The sequence below is a fragment of the Streptomyces viridochromogenes genome (assembly GCF_001270495.1).
GTDB classification, from domain to species: Bacteria; Actinomycetota; Actinomycetes; order Streptomycetales; family Streptomycetaceae; genus Streptomyces; species Streptomyces viridochromogenes_A.
In genome coordinates, this window is sequence record NZ_LGUR01000217.1 from 1 (window position 1) to 16163 (window position 16163).

The following is a 16163-nucleotide window of genomic DNA, read 5'->3' on the forward strand; positions in this document are numbered from 1 at the left end:
GGAGCCGTAGCCTGCCCGGCACCCCGGCACCCGGCACCCGGCACCCCGGCACCCGGCACCCGGCACCCGGCACCCGGCATCCGGCACCCGGTATTCGGGCACCCGGCATTCGGGCACCCGGCACTCGGGCGCTCCGGCACCCGGCCCCAGCGCCCAGCTCCGGTACTCCAGTACTTGACCCCGGCACCCGGCACCCCGCCCAGCGCACCGCCTCCCCTTCCTCCCCCGGGCCTCCGCACCCCGCCCGACATTCCCGTCGGCACCGACTGTCAGTGGCCCGTGCCATGCTTGTCGGGATGGCCAGGAAGAGTGCGAACGACGATCCCCTCGCCCCTTTGACCCTTGCCGTGGGTCAGGAGGAGCTGCTGCTCGACCGTGCTGTGCGGGAGGTGGTGGTTGCCGCCCGGGCCGCCGATGCCGATACGGACGTGCGGGACCTGACCCCGGAGCAGTTGCAGCCCGGCACGCTGGCCGAGTTGACCAGTCCCTCGCTGTTCGCGGAGCGCAAGGTCGTGGTCGTGCGCAATGCGCAGGATCTGTCGGCCGACACGATCAAGGACGTGACGGCGTATCTGGGGGCGCCGGCCGAGGAGATCACGCTCGTCCTGGTGCACGCAGGTGGGGTCAAGGGCAAGAAGCTGCTCGACGTGGCGCGCAAGGCGGGGGCGCGGGAGGTGGCGTGCCCGAAGATGACCAAGCCGGCGGACCGGCTGGCGTTCGTGCGGAGCGAGTTCCGGGCGACCGGGCGGTCCGCGACGCCCGAGGCATGTCAGGCGCTGGTCGATGCCATCGGGAGCGATCTGCGGGAGCTGGCGTCCGCGGTGAGTCAGCTGGTCGCCGATGTGGAGGGGACCATCGACGAGGCCGTCGTCGGGCGGTACTACACCGGTCGCGCCGAGGCGTCGAGCTTCACCGTCGCCGACCGGGCGGTCGAGGGGCGGGCCGCGGAGGCGCTGGAGGCGCTGCGGTGGTCGCTGGCGACGGGCGTGGCGCCCGTCCTGATCACCAGCGCGCTCGCCCAGGGCGTCCGAGCCATCGGGAAGCTCTCCTCCGCGCGCGGCGGCCGTCCCGCGGACCTCGCGCGCGAGCTGGGCATGCCGCCCTGGAAGATCGACCGTGTGCGGCAGCAGATGCGCGGGTGGACGCCCGACGGAGTGGCGATGGCGTTGCGGGCGGTCGCCGAGGCCGACGCCGGGGTGAAGGGCGGCGGGGACGACCCCGAGTACGCGTTGGAGAAGGCGGTCGTGGCCATCGCGCGGGCGGCGCGATCGAGAGGGCGGGCGTAGCGCGTCGGCTCCGCGTCGGCTCCGTGATCGAGTCGACTGGGAGGCGGGGGAGAGGAGAATCGGTCTGGTCAGCCGTAATCGCCGAGGCGATGAGAGGTGGCGATGGTCATGGCTGAACACCCGCACGCATCGCTCGTCCGCAAGGGCTACGAAGCCTTCGCACGCGGTGATCTGGACGCCCTGCGTGGACTGCTGGCGGGGGACTGCACCTACCACTTCCCCGGCAGCCATTCGCTGTCCGGCGACTACAAGGGGCAGGACGCGATCCTCGACGTGTTCCGACGGTTCTTCGAGGAGACGAACGGGACGATGACCGTGGAGCTGCGGCACATCCTCGTCGACGGCCGCGGCCATGTGATGACCCTGCACCACACCACCGCCGAACGCGGGGGCAAGCGCGTCGAGCTGACCGGAGGCATCGTCTTCAGGATCGTCGGGGACAAGGCCACCGACCTCGACGAGTGCTTCGACGACCTCGACAAGCTCAACGACTTCTGGTCGTGACCCTGGCCGTGATCCACTGGCCTTCCCCCCGCCGCAGAGGACAATCAGGGGTATCAGCCGTAACGCACCCATGCGATGGAGAGGTGGCAATCGCCATGGCTGAACACCCGCACGCACAGCTCGTCCGCAAGGGCTACGAAGCCTTCCAGCGTGGAGACATGGAAACCCTGCGCTCCATGATGACCGGGGACTGTACGCACCACGTGCCCGGCTCCCACCCGCTCTCGGGGGACTTCAAGGGGATCGACTCGATTCTCGACGGGTACTACGGACGGCTCTACTCGGAGACGGGCGGGTCGTTCCAGGTCGAGCTGCGCGACATCTTCGTCGACGGCCGCGGGCACGCCATGTCCGTGCACCGCTTCACCGCTGACCGGGGCTCCAAGCACATCGAGGAGAACGGCGGCATCGTCTTCCGGATCGTCGGTGACAAGATCACCGATCTCGACGAGTGCCTCGCGGATATCGACAAGGCCAACGACTTCTGGACCTGACGCGGCTCTGAACGCGGGCATGCCGAAGGCCCCGGCTCCCGCCCTGGGGAAGGACGAGGCGCCGGGGCCTTCGGTTGAAGCTGCTGAGCCCGTACCCGCGTGGCGAACGCAGGCCGCGTACAGGCTCGTGGTGCCGGACGGGAGCGGATGAGAGAGGGCCCGCTCGATTCCCTCCGGCGGTCAGATCAGAAAGGTGTCAGCCCTTGAGGGAAGCGACCTTCGAAGCAAGCGCCGACTTCTTGTTGGCGGCCTGGTTCTTGTGGATGACGCCCTTGGAGACGGCCTTGTCGAGCTGACGCGCGGCAGCGCGCTGGTACTCGGTGGCCTTCTCGACGTCACCCGCGGCAGCGGCCTCACGGGCCTTGCGGACCGCGGTCTTCAGGGAGGACTTGACGGCCTTGTTGCGCAGCCGAGCCTTCTCGTTGGTCTTGATCCGCTTGATCTGGGACTTGATGTTCGCCACGAATGAGCCTTTTCAGGTTCAGGCACGGGGCCAGGAGTCTCACAAGGAGACCGGGTCCCGTGCCAGGTGATTTCTTGAGGATGTGCCTCGTGCTGAGAGGGCATGAGACACAGCGACCCAGACTACCAGTGGCCCAGCGGACGGCCCAAAACGGTCCCCGGTCGCCGCCCGTGGGACCATGGAACCTACGTATCGATCCGACCCGAGGCATAAGGCGCCTCAAGAGACAGGACCCTGCGTGCCCGCGACCCCTAACAATGTGCCCGAGCCGAGCCGTACCGACCCGGCTCTGATCCGCAATTTCTGCATCATCGCGCACATCGACCACGGCAAGTCCACCCTCGCCGACCGGATGCTCCAGCTGACCGGTGTGGTCGAGCAGCGGCAGATGCGTGCTCAGTATCTCGACCGGATGGACATCGAGCGCGAGCGCGGCATCACGATCAAGTCCCAGGCGGTGCGGCTGCCGTGGGCTCCCACCCACGAACCCGGCAATACGCACATCCTCAACATGATCGACACCCCGGGGCACGTCGACTTCACCTACGAGGTCTCGCGGTCGCTCGCCGCCTGCGAGGGGACCATCCTCCTCGTCGACGCCGCCCAGGGCATCGAGGCCCAGACCCTCGCCAACCTCTACCTGGCGATGGAGAACGACCTCACGATCATCCCCGTGCTGAACAAGATCGACCTGCCGGCCGCGCAGCCCGAGAAGTTCGCCGAGGAGCTCGCCAACCTGGTCGGCTGCGACCCGAGCGACGTGCTGCGGGTCTCCGCCAAGACCGGTGTCGGCGTCGACGCGCTGCTCGACAAGGTGGTCAAGGAGGTCCCGGCGCCGGTCGGCGTCAAGGACGCCCCCGCCCGCGCGATGATCTTCGACTCGGTCTACGACTCCTACCGCGGTGTCGTGACGTACGTCCGTGTCATCGACGGCCAGCTCAACAAGCGCGAGCGCATCAAGATGATGTCGACGGGCGCCACCCACGAGCTGCTGGAGATCGGCACGAACTCGCCCGAGATGCTGGGCGCCGACGGCCTCGGCGTCGGTGAGGTGGGTTACCTCATCACCGGTGTGAAGGACGTCCGCCAGTCCAAGGTCGGTGACACGGTCACCAGCCAGCACAAGGGGGCCACGGAGGCGCTCGGGGGCTACAAGGACCCGAAGCCCATGGTCTTCTCCGGGCTCTATCCGCTGGACGGCTCCGACTACCCCGAGCTGCGCGAGGCCCTGGACAAGCTCCAGCTCAACGACGCCGCGCTGGTCTACGAGCCGGAGACCTCCGCCGCCCTCGGCTTCGGCTTCCGCGTCGGCTTCCTCGGTCTGCTGCACCTCGACGTGATCCGGGAGCGGCTGGAGCGCGAGTTCGGGCTCGACCTCATCGCCACCGCACCCAACGTGGTCTACCGGGTGGTCATGGAGGACGGCACCGAGCACACCGTCACCAACCCGAGCGAGTTCCCCGAGGGCAAGATCAACGAGGTGTACGAGCCCGTCGTACGCGCCACGATCCTCGCCCCGACCGAGTTCATCGGCTCGATCATGGAGCTGTGCCAGACCCGGCGCGGCACCCTGCTCGGCATGGACTACCTGTCCGAGGACCGCGTCGAGATCCGCTACACGCTGCCGCTCGCGGAGATCGTCTTCGACTTCTTCGACCAGCTGAAGTCGAAGACGCGTGGTTACGCGTCGCTGGACTACGAGCCCACGGGCGAGCAGACCTCCAGCCTGGTCAAGGTCGACATCCTGCTGCATGGCGACAAGGTGGACGCGTTCTCCGCGATCACGCACAAGGACGCGGCGTACGCGTACGGTGTGCGGCTCGTCGCCAAGCTGCGCGAGCTCATCCCGCGGCAGGCCTTCGAGGTGCCGATCCAGGCCGCCATCGGCTCCCGCGTCATCGCCCGCGAGACCATCCGCGCCATCCGCAAGGACGTCCTCGCCAAGTGCTACGGCGGCGACATCTCCCGTAAGCGCAAGCTGCTGGAGAAGCAGAAGGAAGGCAAGAAGCGGATGAAGATGGTGGGTTCCGTGGAGGTTCCGCAGGAGGCCTTCATCGCCGTACTGAGCAGTGATGACAGCGCGGGGTCGGGCAAGGGCAAGAAGTAACCGCTGGTAACAGGCGGTGGCCCGGCAAACCGGTGCAACAGGGGCTCGTCGTGCGCAAGTGCGGCGGGCCTCCGCGCGTACAGGGGGTAGTTCTCTGGTTGAAGTGACAGGCCGCGGACCCTTACGCGGCGGCCGGTCGACCTTTACTCTGATCCCTGCTCGATAGTTACTCGCGAGTTAAACAACGGCACGCGAGTGAAGACCTGCCCTAATGAGCCGGCCGCACCAGCCGGCTGTTGAGCCAGCCGCACAGTCGCGGGCCCCCGGAGGATGTCGTGAGCGACACACAGACACTGATCGAGAACCGTCCGCCGAGCGTGGCGACCCTCTTCCTGGAGCGTGTGGCGGCCACACCGGACGCCGAGGCGTATCGCCATCCAGTGGCACCGGCCTCCGGTGAGGGTCCGGACGAGTGGAAGTCGCTGAGCTGGGCGCAGGCCGCCGAGCGGGTCTACGCGATCGCGGCCGGACTCATCGAGCTGGGCGTCGAGCCCGAGCAGCGGGTGGCCCTCGCCTCCTCGACCCGGATCGAGTGGATACTGGCCGACCTGGGCATCATGTGCGCCGGCGCGGCGACGACCACCGTCTATCCGCAGACCAACGCCGAGGAGTCGGCGTTCATCCTCTCCGACTCCGCGAGCCGGGTCCTCATCGCCGAGGACGCGTCCCAGCTGGCCAAGGCGCAGGAGAAGCGCGCCGAGCTGCCGAACCTGACGCATGTCGTCGTGATCGACCCGGCCGGTGTCGAGACCGCCGACTGGATCCTCACCCTGGACGAGCTGGAGAAGCGCGGCGCGGCCCGGCTGGAGAAGGACCCCGAGCTGATCAGGCAGCGGGTCGGCGCGATCACCAAGGACCAGCTGGCCACCCTGATCTACACCTCCGGCACCACCGGCCGCCCCAAGGGTGTGCGGCTGCCGCACGACAACTGGTCGTACATGGCGAAGGCGATCGCCGCGACGGGCCTGGTCGGCGCGGAGGACGTGCAGTACCTGTGGCTGCCGCTCGCGCACGTCTTCGGCAAGGTGCTGACGTCCGGCCAGATCGAGGTCGGGCACGTCACCGCCGTCGACGGTCGTGTCGACAAGATCATCGAGAATCTGCCGGTCGTGCAGCCGACGTACATGGCGGCCGTCCCGCGCATCTTCGAGAAGGTCTACAACGGGGTCGCCGCCAAGGCCCGCGCGGGCGGCGGCGCCAAGTACAAGATCTTCCAGTGGGCGGCCGAGGTCTCCCGCGAGTACGCCAAGGTCACCCAGGACAACTTCCGGCGCACCGGCACGCACTCCGCGCCCTTCGGTCTCGCCGCCAAGCACAAGGTCGCCGACACACTGGTGTACGCCAAGATCCGCGAGGCCTTCGGCGGCAACCTGCGTGCCTGTGTGTCCGGCAGCGCCGCCCTCTCCCCGGAGATCGGCTACTTCTTCGCCGGCGCCGGCATCCACATCCTGGAGGGCTACGGCCTCACGGAGTCCTCGGCAGCGTCCTTCGTGAACCCCGGTGAGGCCTACCGCACCGGCACGGTCGGCAAGCCGCTGCCCGGCACGGAGGTCCGTATCGCCGATGACGGGGAGATCCTGCTGCGGGGCCCCGGCATCATGGAGGGCTACCACGGGCTGCCCGACAAGACCGCCGAGGTGCTGGAGAGCGACGGCTGGTTCCACACCGGTGACATCGGCGAGCTGTCCCCCGACGGGTACCTGCGCATCACCGACCGCAAGAAGGACCTCATCAAGACGTCGGGCGGCAAGTACATCGCGCCGGCCGAGGTCGAGGGGCAGTTCAAGGCGGTGTGCCCGTACGTCTCCAACATCCTGGTGCACGGCGCCGACCGGAACTTCTGCACGGCGCTGATCGCGCTGGACGAGCCCTCGATTCTGGTGTGGGCCGAGGAGAACGGGCTGGCCGGGAAGTCGTACGCGGAGATCGTGGCCGCGCCGGCCACCGTCGAGATGGTCGACGGCTATGTGAAGCAGCTCAACGCCGGGCTTCAGAAGTGGCAGACGATCAAGAAGTTCCGGTTGCTGCCGCGGGATCTCGATGTGGAGCACGGGGAGATCACGCCGAGTCTGAAGTTGAAGCGGCCGGTTGTGGAGCGGGAGTACAAGGGGCTGATCGAGGAGATGTACGCCGGTACGCGCGAGGCGTAGCGCCTACTGGGAGGGTGGCGGAGATCTGTGTGCGAGTGCCGGTTCGTTGTGGCTGGTCGCGCAGTTCTCCGCGCCCCTTTCAGGTCGGGACGCGCGTCCCTAACCGACAAGTCGGCGTATCTCGTGGACCCTGGCGCGTAGGTCCGTCAGGTTCAGGGGTGTGTCCTCGGCGAGCTGGTCCTCCAGGGCCGCCAACTGAGCACTCAGCTGCTTGCTGTGGCAGTGCTCGCGGCTCAGGAGGTGCTCCAACTGCCTGTTCTTGCGGTACAGGTCCAGGAACACCGAGACCTTCGCGCGTAACACCCATGGATCGAACGGCTTGGTCAGGTAGTCCGCGGCGCCCGTCGCGTAGCCGCGGAAGGCGTAGCCGGGGTCGTCCTCGACGCCGGTCAGGAAGATGATCGGGACGTCCTTGGTCTGGTCGAGCCGTTTGATGTTCGCGGCGGTCTCGAAGCCGTCCATGCCGGGCATCCGGACGTCGAGCAGGACCAGGGCGAAGCGTTGCCGGAGCAGTGCCTTCATCGCCTCCTCGCCTGAACGCGCGCGGACGAGCGGTTCGTTGAGGGACCCCAGTACGGCCTCCAGCGCGATCAGGTTGTCCTCCATGTCGTCGACCAGGAGGATGCCGGCACGCTCGTCGGTCGTTGCCTCAGCGCTCATGATGAAGTGGCCTCATTCGGTGATGGTCGGCGGGACCTCTTCCTCTTCGGAAGAGCCCGGTCCCGGTCCTGCGGTGTTGTCCGGCTTCGCGCCCTCGGGGTCCAGGAGGTCGCAGACGACGGTCAGCAGCTGATCCACGTCCACCGGTTTCGGTACGTAGTCGTGGGCGCCCCGCGCGATGGACTTCTCCCGGTCTCCGGGCATGGCCTTCGCGGTCAGCGCGACGATGGGCAGGTTCGCCCAGCGCGGGGTGCGGCGGATGGCGGAGATCGTCTCGTATCCGTCCATCTCCGGCATCATGATGTCCATCAGGACGAGTTCGACGTCCGGGTTGCGCTCCAGGGTCTCGATGCCCTCGCGGCCGTTCTCCGCGTACAGGACCGGCATGCCGACCCGGCCCAGCACATGGGTGAGCGCGAAGACGTTGCGGATGTCGTCGTCCACTATCAGCACCCGTCGGCCGGGGAGGACCTGGCCCGCCCGGCCCGTCTGCCACGCCTCCAGCTTGGTCGGCGTCGGCCATGACTCGTCCGCGTCGTGGGCGGCCGGGTACGGCTCGGCCGACAGCTGCTCGGGTACCGGCAGCGGGCGGTTCTCGGACACCGGGCCGGTGGCGGAGTGGCCGGGGCTGACGACCGGGACGTACAGCGTGAAGGTGGAGCCCTGGCCGGGCTCGCTCTCGGCGACGATACGGCCGCCCAGCAGACCCGCGATCTCGCGGCTGATGGACAGGCCGAGGCCGGTGCCGCCGTACTTGCGGTTGGTCGTGCCGTCGGCCTGCTGGAACGCCTCGAAGATCACCGGGAGTTTCTCCGCCGCGATACCGATGCCCGTGTCGGACACCGCGAAGGCGATCACCTCGTCGCTTTCGAGGACGAAGCGGCGTTCGGGATCCTTCATCCGGTTCACGCGCAGCTCGACCTTGCCCGTCGCGGTGAACTTGATCGCGTTGGAGAGGAGGTTGCGCAGGATCTGCTGGAGGCGCTGCTCGTCCGAGTACATCTCGCGCGGTACGTCCTCGCCGACCGACACCTCGAAGGCGAGCCCCCGGTCCAGGGTGAGCGGGCGGAACGTGGCGTGGACGTAGTCCAGCAGCTTGATGAGCGGCAGCTTCTTCGGGCGTACGTCCATCCGGCCCGCCTCGATCTTCGACAGGTCCAGGATGTCGTTGATCAGCTGGAGGAGGTCCGAGCCCGAGCGGTGGATCGTCGTCGCGAACTGGACCTCCTGGTCGGTGAGATGGCCGTCCGGGTTGTCCGACAGCAGCCTCGCCAGGATCAGCAGTGAGTTCAAAGGCGTCCGCAGCTCGTGCGACATGTTCGCCAGGAACTCCGACTTGTACTGGGACGACGTCGCCAGCAGCGCCGCCTTCTCCTCCAACTCCGCGTTGGAGCGCTGCAGCTCCGCCTGCTGCATCTGGAGTTCGTCCGAGCGTTCCTGGAGCTGCATGGCGAGGCGCTGGGACTCGCCGAGCAGGGACTCCGTACGGGAGTTGGCGATGATCGTGTTGATCGCGACGGCGATGGTGTTCACGAACTGGTCGAAGAACGCCAGGTGCACATCGGAGAAGCGGGAGAAGGACGCCAGCTCGATCACGCCGAGGAGCTTGTCCTCGAAGAGGATCGGGATGATGACGACACTGGTGGGGGCCGCCTCGCCGAGCCCGCTGTTGATCTTGATGTAGTCCGGCGGGGCCTCCTCGACGAGGATCCGCTTCTTCTCGCGGGCCGCCTGCCGGACCAGGCCGTGCACCGGGAGCCCGCCGGTCTCGACGGTCGCGCCCTGCGCCGAGCCGTACCCGGCGATGAACGCGAGCCCCTTCGCCGGCACGGTCGTCCGAAGCGCGGCGCTCTCCTCGTCCGGGTCGGCCAGGAAGAACGCGCCGTACTGGGCGTTGACCAGCGGCGTCAGCTCGCGCAGCAGCAGGTCGGCGACCTCCATCAGGTCGCGGTGGCCCTGCATCAGGGCGGCGAGACGGGCCAGGTTGGACTCCAGCCAGTCCTTGGCGCGGGTCGTCTCGCGCAGGTTGGCCACCATCAGGTTGATGTTGTCCTTCAGCTCGGCGACCTCGCCGCGCGTCTCCACGGTGATCGAGCGGGACATGTCTCCCTGGGCCACGGCGGAGGCGACCTCGGCGATCGCGCGGACCTGGGTGGTCAGGTTCGACGCCAGCTCGTTCACGTTCGTCGTAAGGCGCTTCCAGGTGCCGTACACACCCTCCACCCGAGCCTGGCCGCCGAGCTGGCCCTCGGAGCCCACCTCGCGGGCCACTCGGGTGACCTCGGAGGAGAAGGAGGAGAGGGTGTCGACCATCGTGTTGATGGCGGTCTTCAGCTCCAGGATCTCGCCGCGTGCGTCCACGTCGATCTTCTTGGAGAGGTCGCCGTTGGCGACGGCGGTGGTGACCTGGGCGATGTTCCGCACCTGTGAGGTGAGGTTGTCGGCCATGTAGTTGACGTTGTCGGTCAGGTCCCGCCAGACGCCGGAGACGCCCAGGACCTGTGCCCGGCCGCCGAGCCGGCCGTCCGTGCCGACCTCGCGGGCGACGCGCGTGACCTCGTCGGCGAAGGCGCGCAGCTGCTGCACCATCGTGTTGACGGTGTCCTTGAGTTCGAGGATCTCGCCGCGTGCGTCGACGGTGATCTTCTTCGACAGGTCGCCGTTCGCCACGGCCGTCGTCACCTGGGCGATGTTGCGGACCTGGGAAGTCAGGTTCAGCGCCATGAAGTTGACGTTGTCGGTGAGGTCCTTCCACACGCCGGATACGCCGCGCACCTGAGCCTGACCGCCGAGGTTGCCTTCGGTGCCGACCTCGCGGGCGACGCGGGTGACCTCGTCGGCGAAGGCGGAGAGCTGGTCCACCATCGTGTTGATGGTCGACTTGAGTTCGAGGATCTCGCCCTTCGCCTCGACCGTGATCTTCTTGCCGAGGTCGCCCTGGGCCACGGCGGTGGAGACGAGGGCGATGTTGCGGACCTGGGAGGTCAGGTTGTCCGCCATGAAGTTGACGTTGTCGGTGAGGTCCTTCCAGACGCCACTCACCCCGCGCACCTGAGCCCGGCCGCCGAGGTTGCCTTCGGTGCCGACCTCGCGGGCGACCCGCGTCACCTCGTCCGCGAAGGCGGAGAGCTGGTCCACCATCGTGTTGATGGTCGACTTCAGTTCCAGGATCTCGCCCTGGGCGTCGACGGTGATCTTCTGACTCAGGTCGCCGTTGGCCACGGCGGTGGTGACCTGGGCGATGTTGCGGACCTGGGAGGTCAGGTTCGACGCCATGAAGTTGACGTTGTCGGTGAGGTCCTTCCAGACGCCGGACACGCCTCGCACCTGGGCGCGCCCGCCGAGCTGGCCCTCGGTGCCGACCTCGCGGGCGACCCGCGTCACCTCGTCGGCGAAGGCGGAGAGCTGGTCGACCATCGTGTTGACGGTCAGTTTGAGTTCGAGGAGCTCGCCGGTCGCCTCGACGGTGACCGTGCGGGTCAGGTCGCCGCGGGCCACCGCCGTGGTCACCAGGGCGATGTCGCGCACCTGGGCGGTCAGCCGGGACGCCATCGTGTTGACGGCCTCCGTCACGTCCCGCCAGCTTCCCGACAGACCCTGCACCTTGGCCCGGCCGCCCAGCCGGCCTTCGGTGCCGACCTCGCGGGCGACGCGGGTGACCTCGCCGGTGAACAGGGAGAGCTGGTCGACCATCTTGTTCACGGCCCGGCCGAGGCGGCGCAGGTCACCGCGTAACTGGCGGCTGCCGTCGTGCAGGTCGACGCGCTGGGTGAGGTCACCGCCGGCCACCGCGTCCAGCACGCGCGTCGCGTTCGCCGCCGGGGCCACCAAGGCGTCGAGCACATGGTTGACGTCGTTGACGCGGGTCGTCCAGTCACCCTGGCCGGGGCTCGCGGAGAGCCGCTCGTCGAGCCGGCCGTGCCGCACCAACTCCCGCTTGACCCGCTGCACTTCACGGTTGAAATGCGTGCTGCGGTCCATGATCTGGTTGAAGACAGCCGTCAGCTCGGCCACCACTCCCTCGCCGGTCTCCGGGAGCCTGCGGAAGTCACCGTCCCGGGCCGCGGTCATCGCGGCGAGCAGCGGGCGTAGTTCCGATGCTCGAATTTGACCGTCTTTCTGACCGTCTTCGAGCACACGCGTAGCACGGTTATCACTCATGGCGGCCCACTTCGGTAACTCGGTGCTTATGGGCGTGGCCAGTCTGTCACTCTGTCGGCGTCGTCTGAGGCGTATTCGTCCGAACCGCTCGGGGAGCTGTCCATGGGGGCCATTCCGGCGCAACGGGAGACCGTTACCCGTGCCTCTGGTGCGCCTGCGCACGGGGGCGTGGGCGCGGAAACCCGCACCACCCTCCCCGGCAGCGCCCTCTCCCCGGGCTCCGCCCGCACCGTCGTGCGCAACGCCCTCACCGAATGGGCCGCCTCCGGTCTCCCCGGCACCGAACACCTCACCGACCGGCTCGTCGACGACGCCGTCGTGGTCGTCAGCGAGCTCGTCACCAACGCCGTCGTGCACGCCGGTACCGATGTCGAACTCACCTGCCGGCTGGAGGACGGGACCGGCGCCCTCGTCGTCGAGGTCCTGGACCACCACCCCTCGCGCGCCCCGCGCGACGGCGAGATCGAGGCGCCGTACGAGACACCGGAGTACGGGCGCGGCCTGCGGCTGGTGTCCCGGCTCGCCGAGTCCTGGGGCGTCACCTATCGCACCGGCTCCAAGACCGTCTGGGCGCGGCTGCCCGCAGAAGACCCCATGGTGGCGGCCAGGGACGACATGGAGGCGTACGCGGAGGAGCGCGCGCTGGAGCGCGGGCTGCGCGTCGCCGAGATCCTCGCGCCCGAGCCCCAGCGCGCCGAGCGGGATCGGGACTGGCTGAACCGGGGCGCCCTGTCGTTCCTCGCCGAGGCGTCCGACCTGCTCGCCGGGCAGCTCGATGAGAACCTGGTCGCCGCGCTCGCCGGCCAGCTGATCGTGCCGCGGCTGGCCGACTGGTGCGCGGTGTGGCTGGAGGACGAGGTCGCCGGGCGGTGGGGATACCCCCGATCGGGTGAGGCCGAGGGCGGCTGGGCGGTGGACGGCACCGCGGGAACCGGCCCCCGGCTGGCCCGCGTCTGGCACGGCTCCGAGAACCTCATCGAGGAACTCCGCCGCGCCCTGGAGAAGGAGCCCCCGCTTCCGCCCGACACCCACCGCACCGGGCCCGTCGCCTATCCCTGGCCCGGCGAGGCGCTGGGCGCGCGCGGGGTGCGCGGCACGGCGCTCGCGTACCGCCTGGTCGCCGGCGGCCGCCCGCTGGGCACGCTGGTCATCGGGCGGGCCGACCTCATGCGCTTCCCCGACGAGATCACCGGGCTCGTCGAGGACCTCAGCCGCCGGGTGGCCCTCGCCATCGGCGCGGCCCGCCAGTACGCCCGCCAGGCCACCATCAGCCGGGTCCTGCAACGCGGACTGCTGCCCGGCGCCGTCGCGGAGATCCCCGGGGTGGCCAGCGCCCTGGTGTACGAGCCGTGCGACAAGGGCGGCCCGAGCGGCGACTTCTACGACCTCTTCCCGGCCGGCGACGGCCGCTGGTGCTTCGCCATCGGCGACGTCCAGGGCAAGGGCCCCGAGGCGGCCGTGGTGATCGGCATCGCACGCCCCTGGCTGCGGCTCCTCGCCCGCGAGGGCTACCGCGTCGCCGACGTCCTGGACCGCCTCAACCAGCTCCTCCTCGACGACGCCACGGAGGCCGCCGACGCCGCCGCCCGAGCCCTCGTCGGCCCGGTCGCCCCCGGCGACGGCCCCCAGACCCGCTTCCTGTCCCTCCTCTACGGCGAACTCACCCCTTTCGACGGCGGCATCCGCTGCACCCTCGCCTCCGCCGGACATCCGCTCCCCCTGTTGCTGGGCGCGGGCGGCGAGGTCCACACGGCCGCGCACCCACAGACCCTCCTCGGGGTCATCGAGGACGCGACGTACACCAGCGAGACCTTCGAGCTGCTCTCCGGCGACACCCTGCTGTGCGTGACCGACGGGGTGACCGAGCGGCGCAGCGGCTCCCGCCAGTTCGACGACGGCGACGGCCTCGCGACCGCCCTCGCCGGGTGCTCGGGGCTGAACGCCCAGCTGATCGCGGAACGGATCCGGCGGCTGGTGCACGAGTTCAGCGGCCGCCCGCCGGAGGACGATCTGGCGCTGCTGGTGCTGCAGGCCGAGTAGCGGGTTCCGGGGAGTACGCGCGCGTGCTGGACAATGGAACCCATGCCCTCCGCACTCCCCGACGGCGAGCCCGTCCCCGCCGACGGCGCGCTCCCCGCGTCCGCGCTCGCCGACGCGGCCGCCCGCCCCCTCGGCTTCTACCTGCACGTCCCGTACTGCGCGACCCGCTGCGGCTACTGCGACTTCAACACCTACACGGCGACCGAGCTGCGCGGCACGGGCGGCGTCCTGGCGTCCCGCGACAACTACGCCGAGACGCTCGTCGACGAGATCCGCCTGGCCCGCAAGGTCCTCGGCGACGACCCGCGCGAGGTCCGCACGGTCTTCGTCGGCGGCGGTACGCCCACGCTGCTGGCCGCCGACGATCTCGTACGGATGCTGGGGGCGATCCGCGACGAGTTCGGACTGGCGCCGGACGCGGAGATCACCACGGAGGCGAATCCGGAGTCGGTCGACCCGGCCTATCTGGCCACGCTGCGGCAGGGCGGCTTCAACCGCATCTCCTTCGGCATGCAGAGCGCGAAGCAGCACGTACTGAAGATCCTGGACCGCACCCACACCCCCGGCCGCCCCGAGGCATGCGTCGCGGAGGCCCGCGCGGCGGGCTTCGAGCACGTGAACCTGGACCTGATCTACGGCACACCGGGGGAGTCGGACGACGACTGGCGAGCCTCGCTGGAGGCGGCGATCGGCGCCGGTCCGGACCACGTGTCGGCGTACGCCCTGATCGTCGAGGAGGGCACCCAGCTGGCCCGCCGGATCCGCCGGGGCGAGGTCCCGATGACGGACGACGACGTCCACGCGGACCGGTACCTGATCGCCGAGGAGGCGTTCACAGCGGCCGGTTTCGACTGGTACGAGGTCTCCAACTGGGCGACGTCGGAGGCGGCCCGCTGTCTGCACAACGAGCTGTACTGGCGGGGCGCCGACTGGTGGGGCGCGGGGCCAGGCGCCCACTCGCACGTGGGCGGGGTGCGGTGGTGGAACGTGAAGCATCCGGGCGCGTACGCGGGGGCGCTGGCGGCGGGGACGTCGCCGGGGGCGGGGCGGGAGCTGCTGTCCGAGGAGGACAGGCGGGTCGAGCGCATCCTGCTGGAGCTGCGGTTGCGGGAGGGCGTGGCGTTGGAGTTGCTGCGGGAGGACGGGCTGGCGGCGTCGCGCAGGGCCTTGGGGGAAGGGCTGCTTCAGGAGGGGCCGTATGGCGAGGGGCGTGCGGTGCTGACGCTGCGGGGGCGGTTGCTGGCGGATGCGGTAGTCAGGGATTTGGTGGACTGATCGCTCGGTCAGGTGGATCGGTGCGGAACGTCGGTTCGGTCCCTAACCTGATTCGTAGGCTGCGCCGTAATTGCACGGTGGCGGAAACCGGAGGGCTGCGGATTCGGAGACCGCGTCCCATTGGAGTATCTGGGGCTCGAACTGGACACCAGCGAGTTCGGAACCTTCCCCAACGTCAGGCCCCACCGCTACCCGTAACGAAGTCGATCAGCTCCTCCACCCGCCCCAACAACTCGGGCTCCAGGTCCTTGTAAGACCCCACCCGCTTCAGAATCGCCTGCCACACCGCCCCGGTGTTCTCCGCCGGCCACCCCAGCGCCCGGCACACCCCCGTCTTCCAGTCCTGCCCGTGCGGCACCCGCGGCCAGCCCTCGATCCCGAGGGACGACGGCTTCACCGCCTCCCAGATGTCGATGTACGGGTGGCCCACCACCAACGCGTGCTCACTGGTCACCGACTCGGCGATCCGCCACTCCTTCGTGCCCGGCACCAGGTGGTCGACCAGAACCCCCAGCCGCGCATCCGGGCCCGGTGCGAATTCGGCCACGATCGACGGCAGGTCGTCGACGCCCTCCAGGTACTCCACGACCACGCCCTCGATGCGCAGGTCGTCGCCCCAGACCTTCTCGACCAGCTCGGCGTCGTGACGGCCCTCGACGTAGATACGGCCGGCGCGGGCCACGCGTGCGCGGGCGCCGGGGACGGCGACCGACCCGGAGGCCGTACGGGTGGGACGTACCGGAGCCGTGCCCGACGGGCGTACGAGCGTCACCACCTTGCCCTCCAGCAGGAACCCCCGAGGCTCCAGCGGGAAGACCCGGTGCTTGCCGAAGCGGTCCTCGAGGGTCACCGTGCCCGCCTCGCAGCGGATCACCGCGCCGCAGAATCCCGTGCCCGGCTCCTCCACCACCAGGCCCGGGTCCGCCGGGACCTCGGGGACGGGCTTGGGCTTCTTCCAGGGCGGGGTCAGGTCCGGGGAGTACTGGCGCATTCGGATGACGATAGGAGAAGCCCGGGCCGCGC

The 16163-nt window shown here is 69.3% G+C and carries 11 protein-coding genes; 7 read left to right on the top strand and 4 right to left on the bottom strand.

Annotation, left to right across the window (positions count from 1 at the left end):
• The first annotated feature begins 296 nt into the window (after positions 1 to 296).
• The 3 genes from holA to ADK36_RS29115 all read left to right on the top strand — a co-directional run bounded on the left by holA (position 297) and on the right by ADK36_RS29115 (position 2284).
• Positions 297 to 1286: a DNA polymerase III subunit delta gene (gene holA, locus ADK36_RS29105; protein WP_199830273.1), complete on the top strand. Its 990-nt coding sequence runs from the start codon at positions 297 to 299 to the stop codon at positions 1284 to 1286.
• 108 nt (positions 1287 to 1394) lie between these two features.
• Positions 1395 to 1790: a nuclear transport factor 2 family protein gene (locus ADK36_RS29110; RefSeq protein ID WP_048587191.1), complete on the top strand. Its 396-nt coding sequence runs from the start codon at positions 1395 to 1397 to the stop codon at positions 1788 to 1790.
• A 95-nt stretch (positions 1791 to 1885) separates the two neighbouring features.
• Complete coding sequence (locus ADK36_RS29115) at positions 1886 to 2284, top strand: nuclear transport factor 2 family protein (RefSeq protein WP_048587189.1); 399 nt, start codon at positions 1886 to 1888, stop codon at positions 2282 to 2284.
• Positions 2285 to 2480: 196 nt separating this feature from the next.
• Here ADK36_RS29115 and rpsT read toward each other — a convergent pair whose 3' ends face one another.
• On the bottom strand, positions 2481 to 2747 hold the full coding sequence (gene rpsT, locus ADK36_RS29120) for a 30S ribosomal protein S20 (RefSeq protein WP_030051093.1): 267 nt from the start codon (positions 2745 to 2747) through the stop codon (positions 2481 to 2483).
• 238 nt (positions 2748 to 2985) lie between these two features.
• On the opposite strand from rpsT, the gene lepA reads away from it, so the two are divergent.
• Together lepA and ADK36_RS29130 are read left to right on the top strand one after the other, a co-directional pair.
• Positions 2986 to 4854: a translation elongation factor 4 gene (gene lepA / locus ADK36_RS29125; protein WP_030051094.1), complete on the top strand. Its 1869-nt coding sequence runs from the start codon at positions 2986 to 2988 to the stop codon at positions 4852 to 4854.
• A 275-nt stretch (positions 4855 to 5129) separates the two neighbouring features.
• Positions 5130 to 7004, top strand: coding sequence for an AMP-dependent synthetase/ligase (locus ADK36_RS29130; RefSeq protein ID WP_048587188.1), 1875 nt, complete (start codon positions 5130 to 5132; stop codon positions 7002 to 7004).
• Between the two features lie 99 nt (positions 7005 to 7103).
• Here ADK36_RS29130 and ADK36_RS29135 read toward each other — a convergent pair whose 3' ends face one another.
• Together ADK36_RS29135 and ADK36_RS29140 are read right to left on the bottom strand one after the other, a co-directional pair.
• Positions 7104 to 7664 (bottom strand): response regulator, encoded by a 561-nt coding sequence (locus ADK36_RS29135; protein ID WP_048587187.1) that lies wholly within the window; start codon positions 7662 to 7664, stop codon positions 7104 to 7106.
• Between the two features lie 12 nt (positions 7665 to 7676).
• Positions 7677 to 11825, bottom strand: coding sequence for a HAMP domain-containing protein (locus ADK36_RS29140; RefSeq protein ID WP_199830274.1), 4149 nt, complete (start codon positions 11823 to 11825; stop codon positions 7677 to 7679).
• A 102-nt stretch (positions 11826 to 11927) separates the two neighbouring features.
• Between ADK36_RS29140 and ADK36_RS29145 the strand changes: the two genes are divergently transcribed.
• Both ADK36_RS29145 and hemW read left to right on the top strand, forming a co-directional pair.
• On the top strand, positions 11928 to 13865 hold the full coding sequence (locus ADK36_RS29145) for an ATP-binding SpoIIE family protein phosphatase (RefSeq protein ID WP_048587185.1): 1938 nt from the start codon (positions 11928 to 11930) through the stop codon (positions 13863 to 13865).
• A 42-nt stretch (positions 13866 to 13907) separates the two neighbouring features.
• Complete coding sequence (gene hemW, locus ADK36_RS29150) at positions 13908 to 15140, top strand: radical SAM family heme chaperone HemW (protein ID WP_053199594.1); 1233 nt, start codon at positions 13908 to 13910, stop codon at positions 15138 to 15140.
• Positions 15141 to 15315: 175 nt separating this feature from the next.
• On the opposite strand, the gene ADK36_RS29155 is transcribed toward hemW, so the two are convergent.
• A complete protein-coding gene (locus ADK36_RS29155) occupies positions 15316 to 16131 on the bottom strand; it encodes a DUF3097 domain-containing protein (protein ID WP_048585634.1) in 816 nt (271 codons plus the stop codon).
• Positions 16132 to 16163: the final 32 nt, after the last annotated feature.

Bases quoted from the DNA above. Each gene is read 5' to 3' on its own strand.
- holA (WP_199830273.1), top strand. From the start codon at position 297: ATGGCCAGGAAGAGTGCGAACGACGATCCCCTCGCCCCTTTGACCCTT.
- ADK36_RS29110 (WP_048587191.1), top strand. From the start codon at position 1,395: ATGGCTGAACACCCGCACGCATCGCTCGTCCGCAAGGGCTACGAAGCC.
- ADK36_RS29115 (WP_048587189.1), top strand. From the start codon at position 1,886: ATGGCTGAACACCCGCACGCACAGCTCGTCCGCAAGGGCTACGAAGCC.
- ADK36_RS29135 (WP_048587187.1), bottom strand. From the start codon at position 7,664: ATGAGCGCTGAGGCAACGACCGACGAGCGTGCCGGCATCCTCCTGGTC.
- ADK36_RS29140 (WP_199830274.1), bottom strand. From the start codon at position 11,825: ATGAGTGATAACCGTGCTACGCGTGTGCTCGAAGACGGTCAGAAAGAC.
- ADK36_RS29145 (WP_048587185.1), top strand. From the start codon at position 11,928: ATGGGGGCCATTCCGGCGCAACGGGAGACCGTTACCCGTGCCTCTGGT.
- hemW (WP_053199594.1), top strand. From the start codon at position 13,908: ATGCCCTCCGCACTCCCCGACGGCGAGCCCGTCCCCGCCGACGGCGCG.
- ADK36_RS29155 (WP_048585634.1), bottom strand. From the start codon at position 16,131: ATGCGCCAGTACTCCCCGGACCTGACCCCGCCCTGGAAGAAGCCCAAG.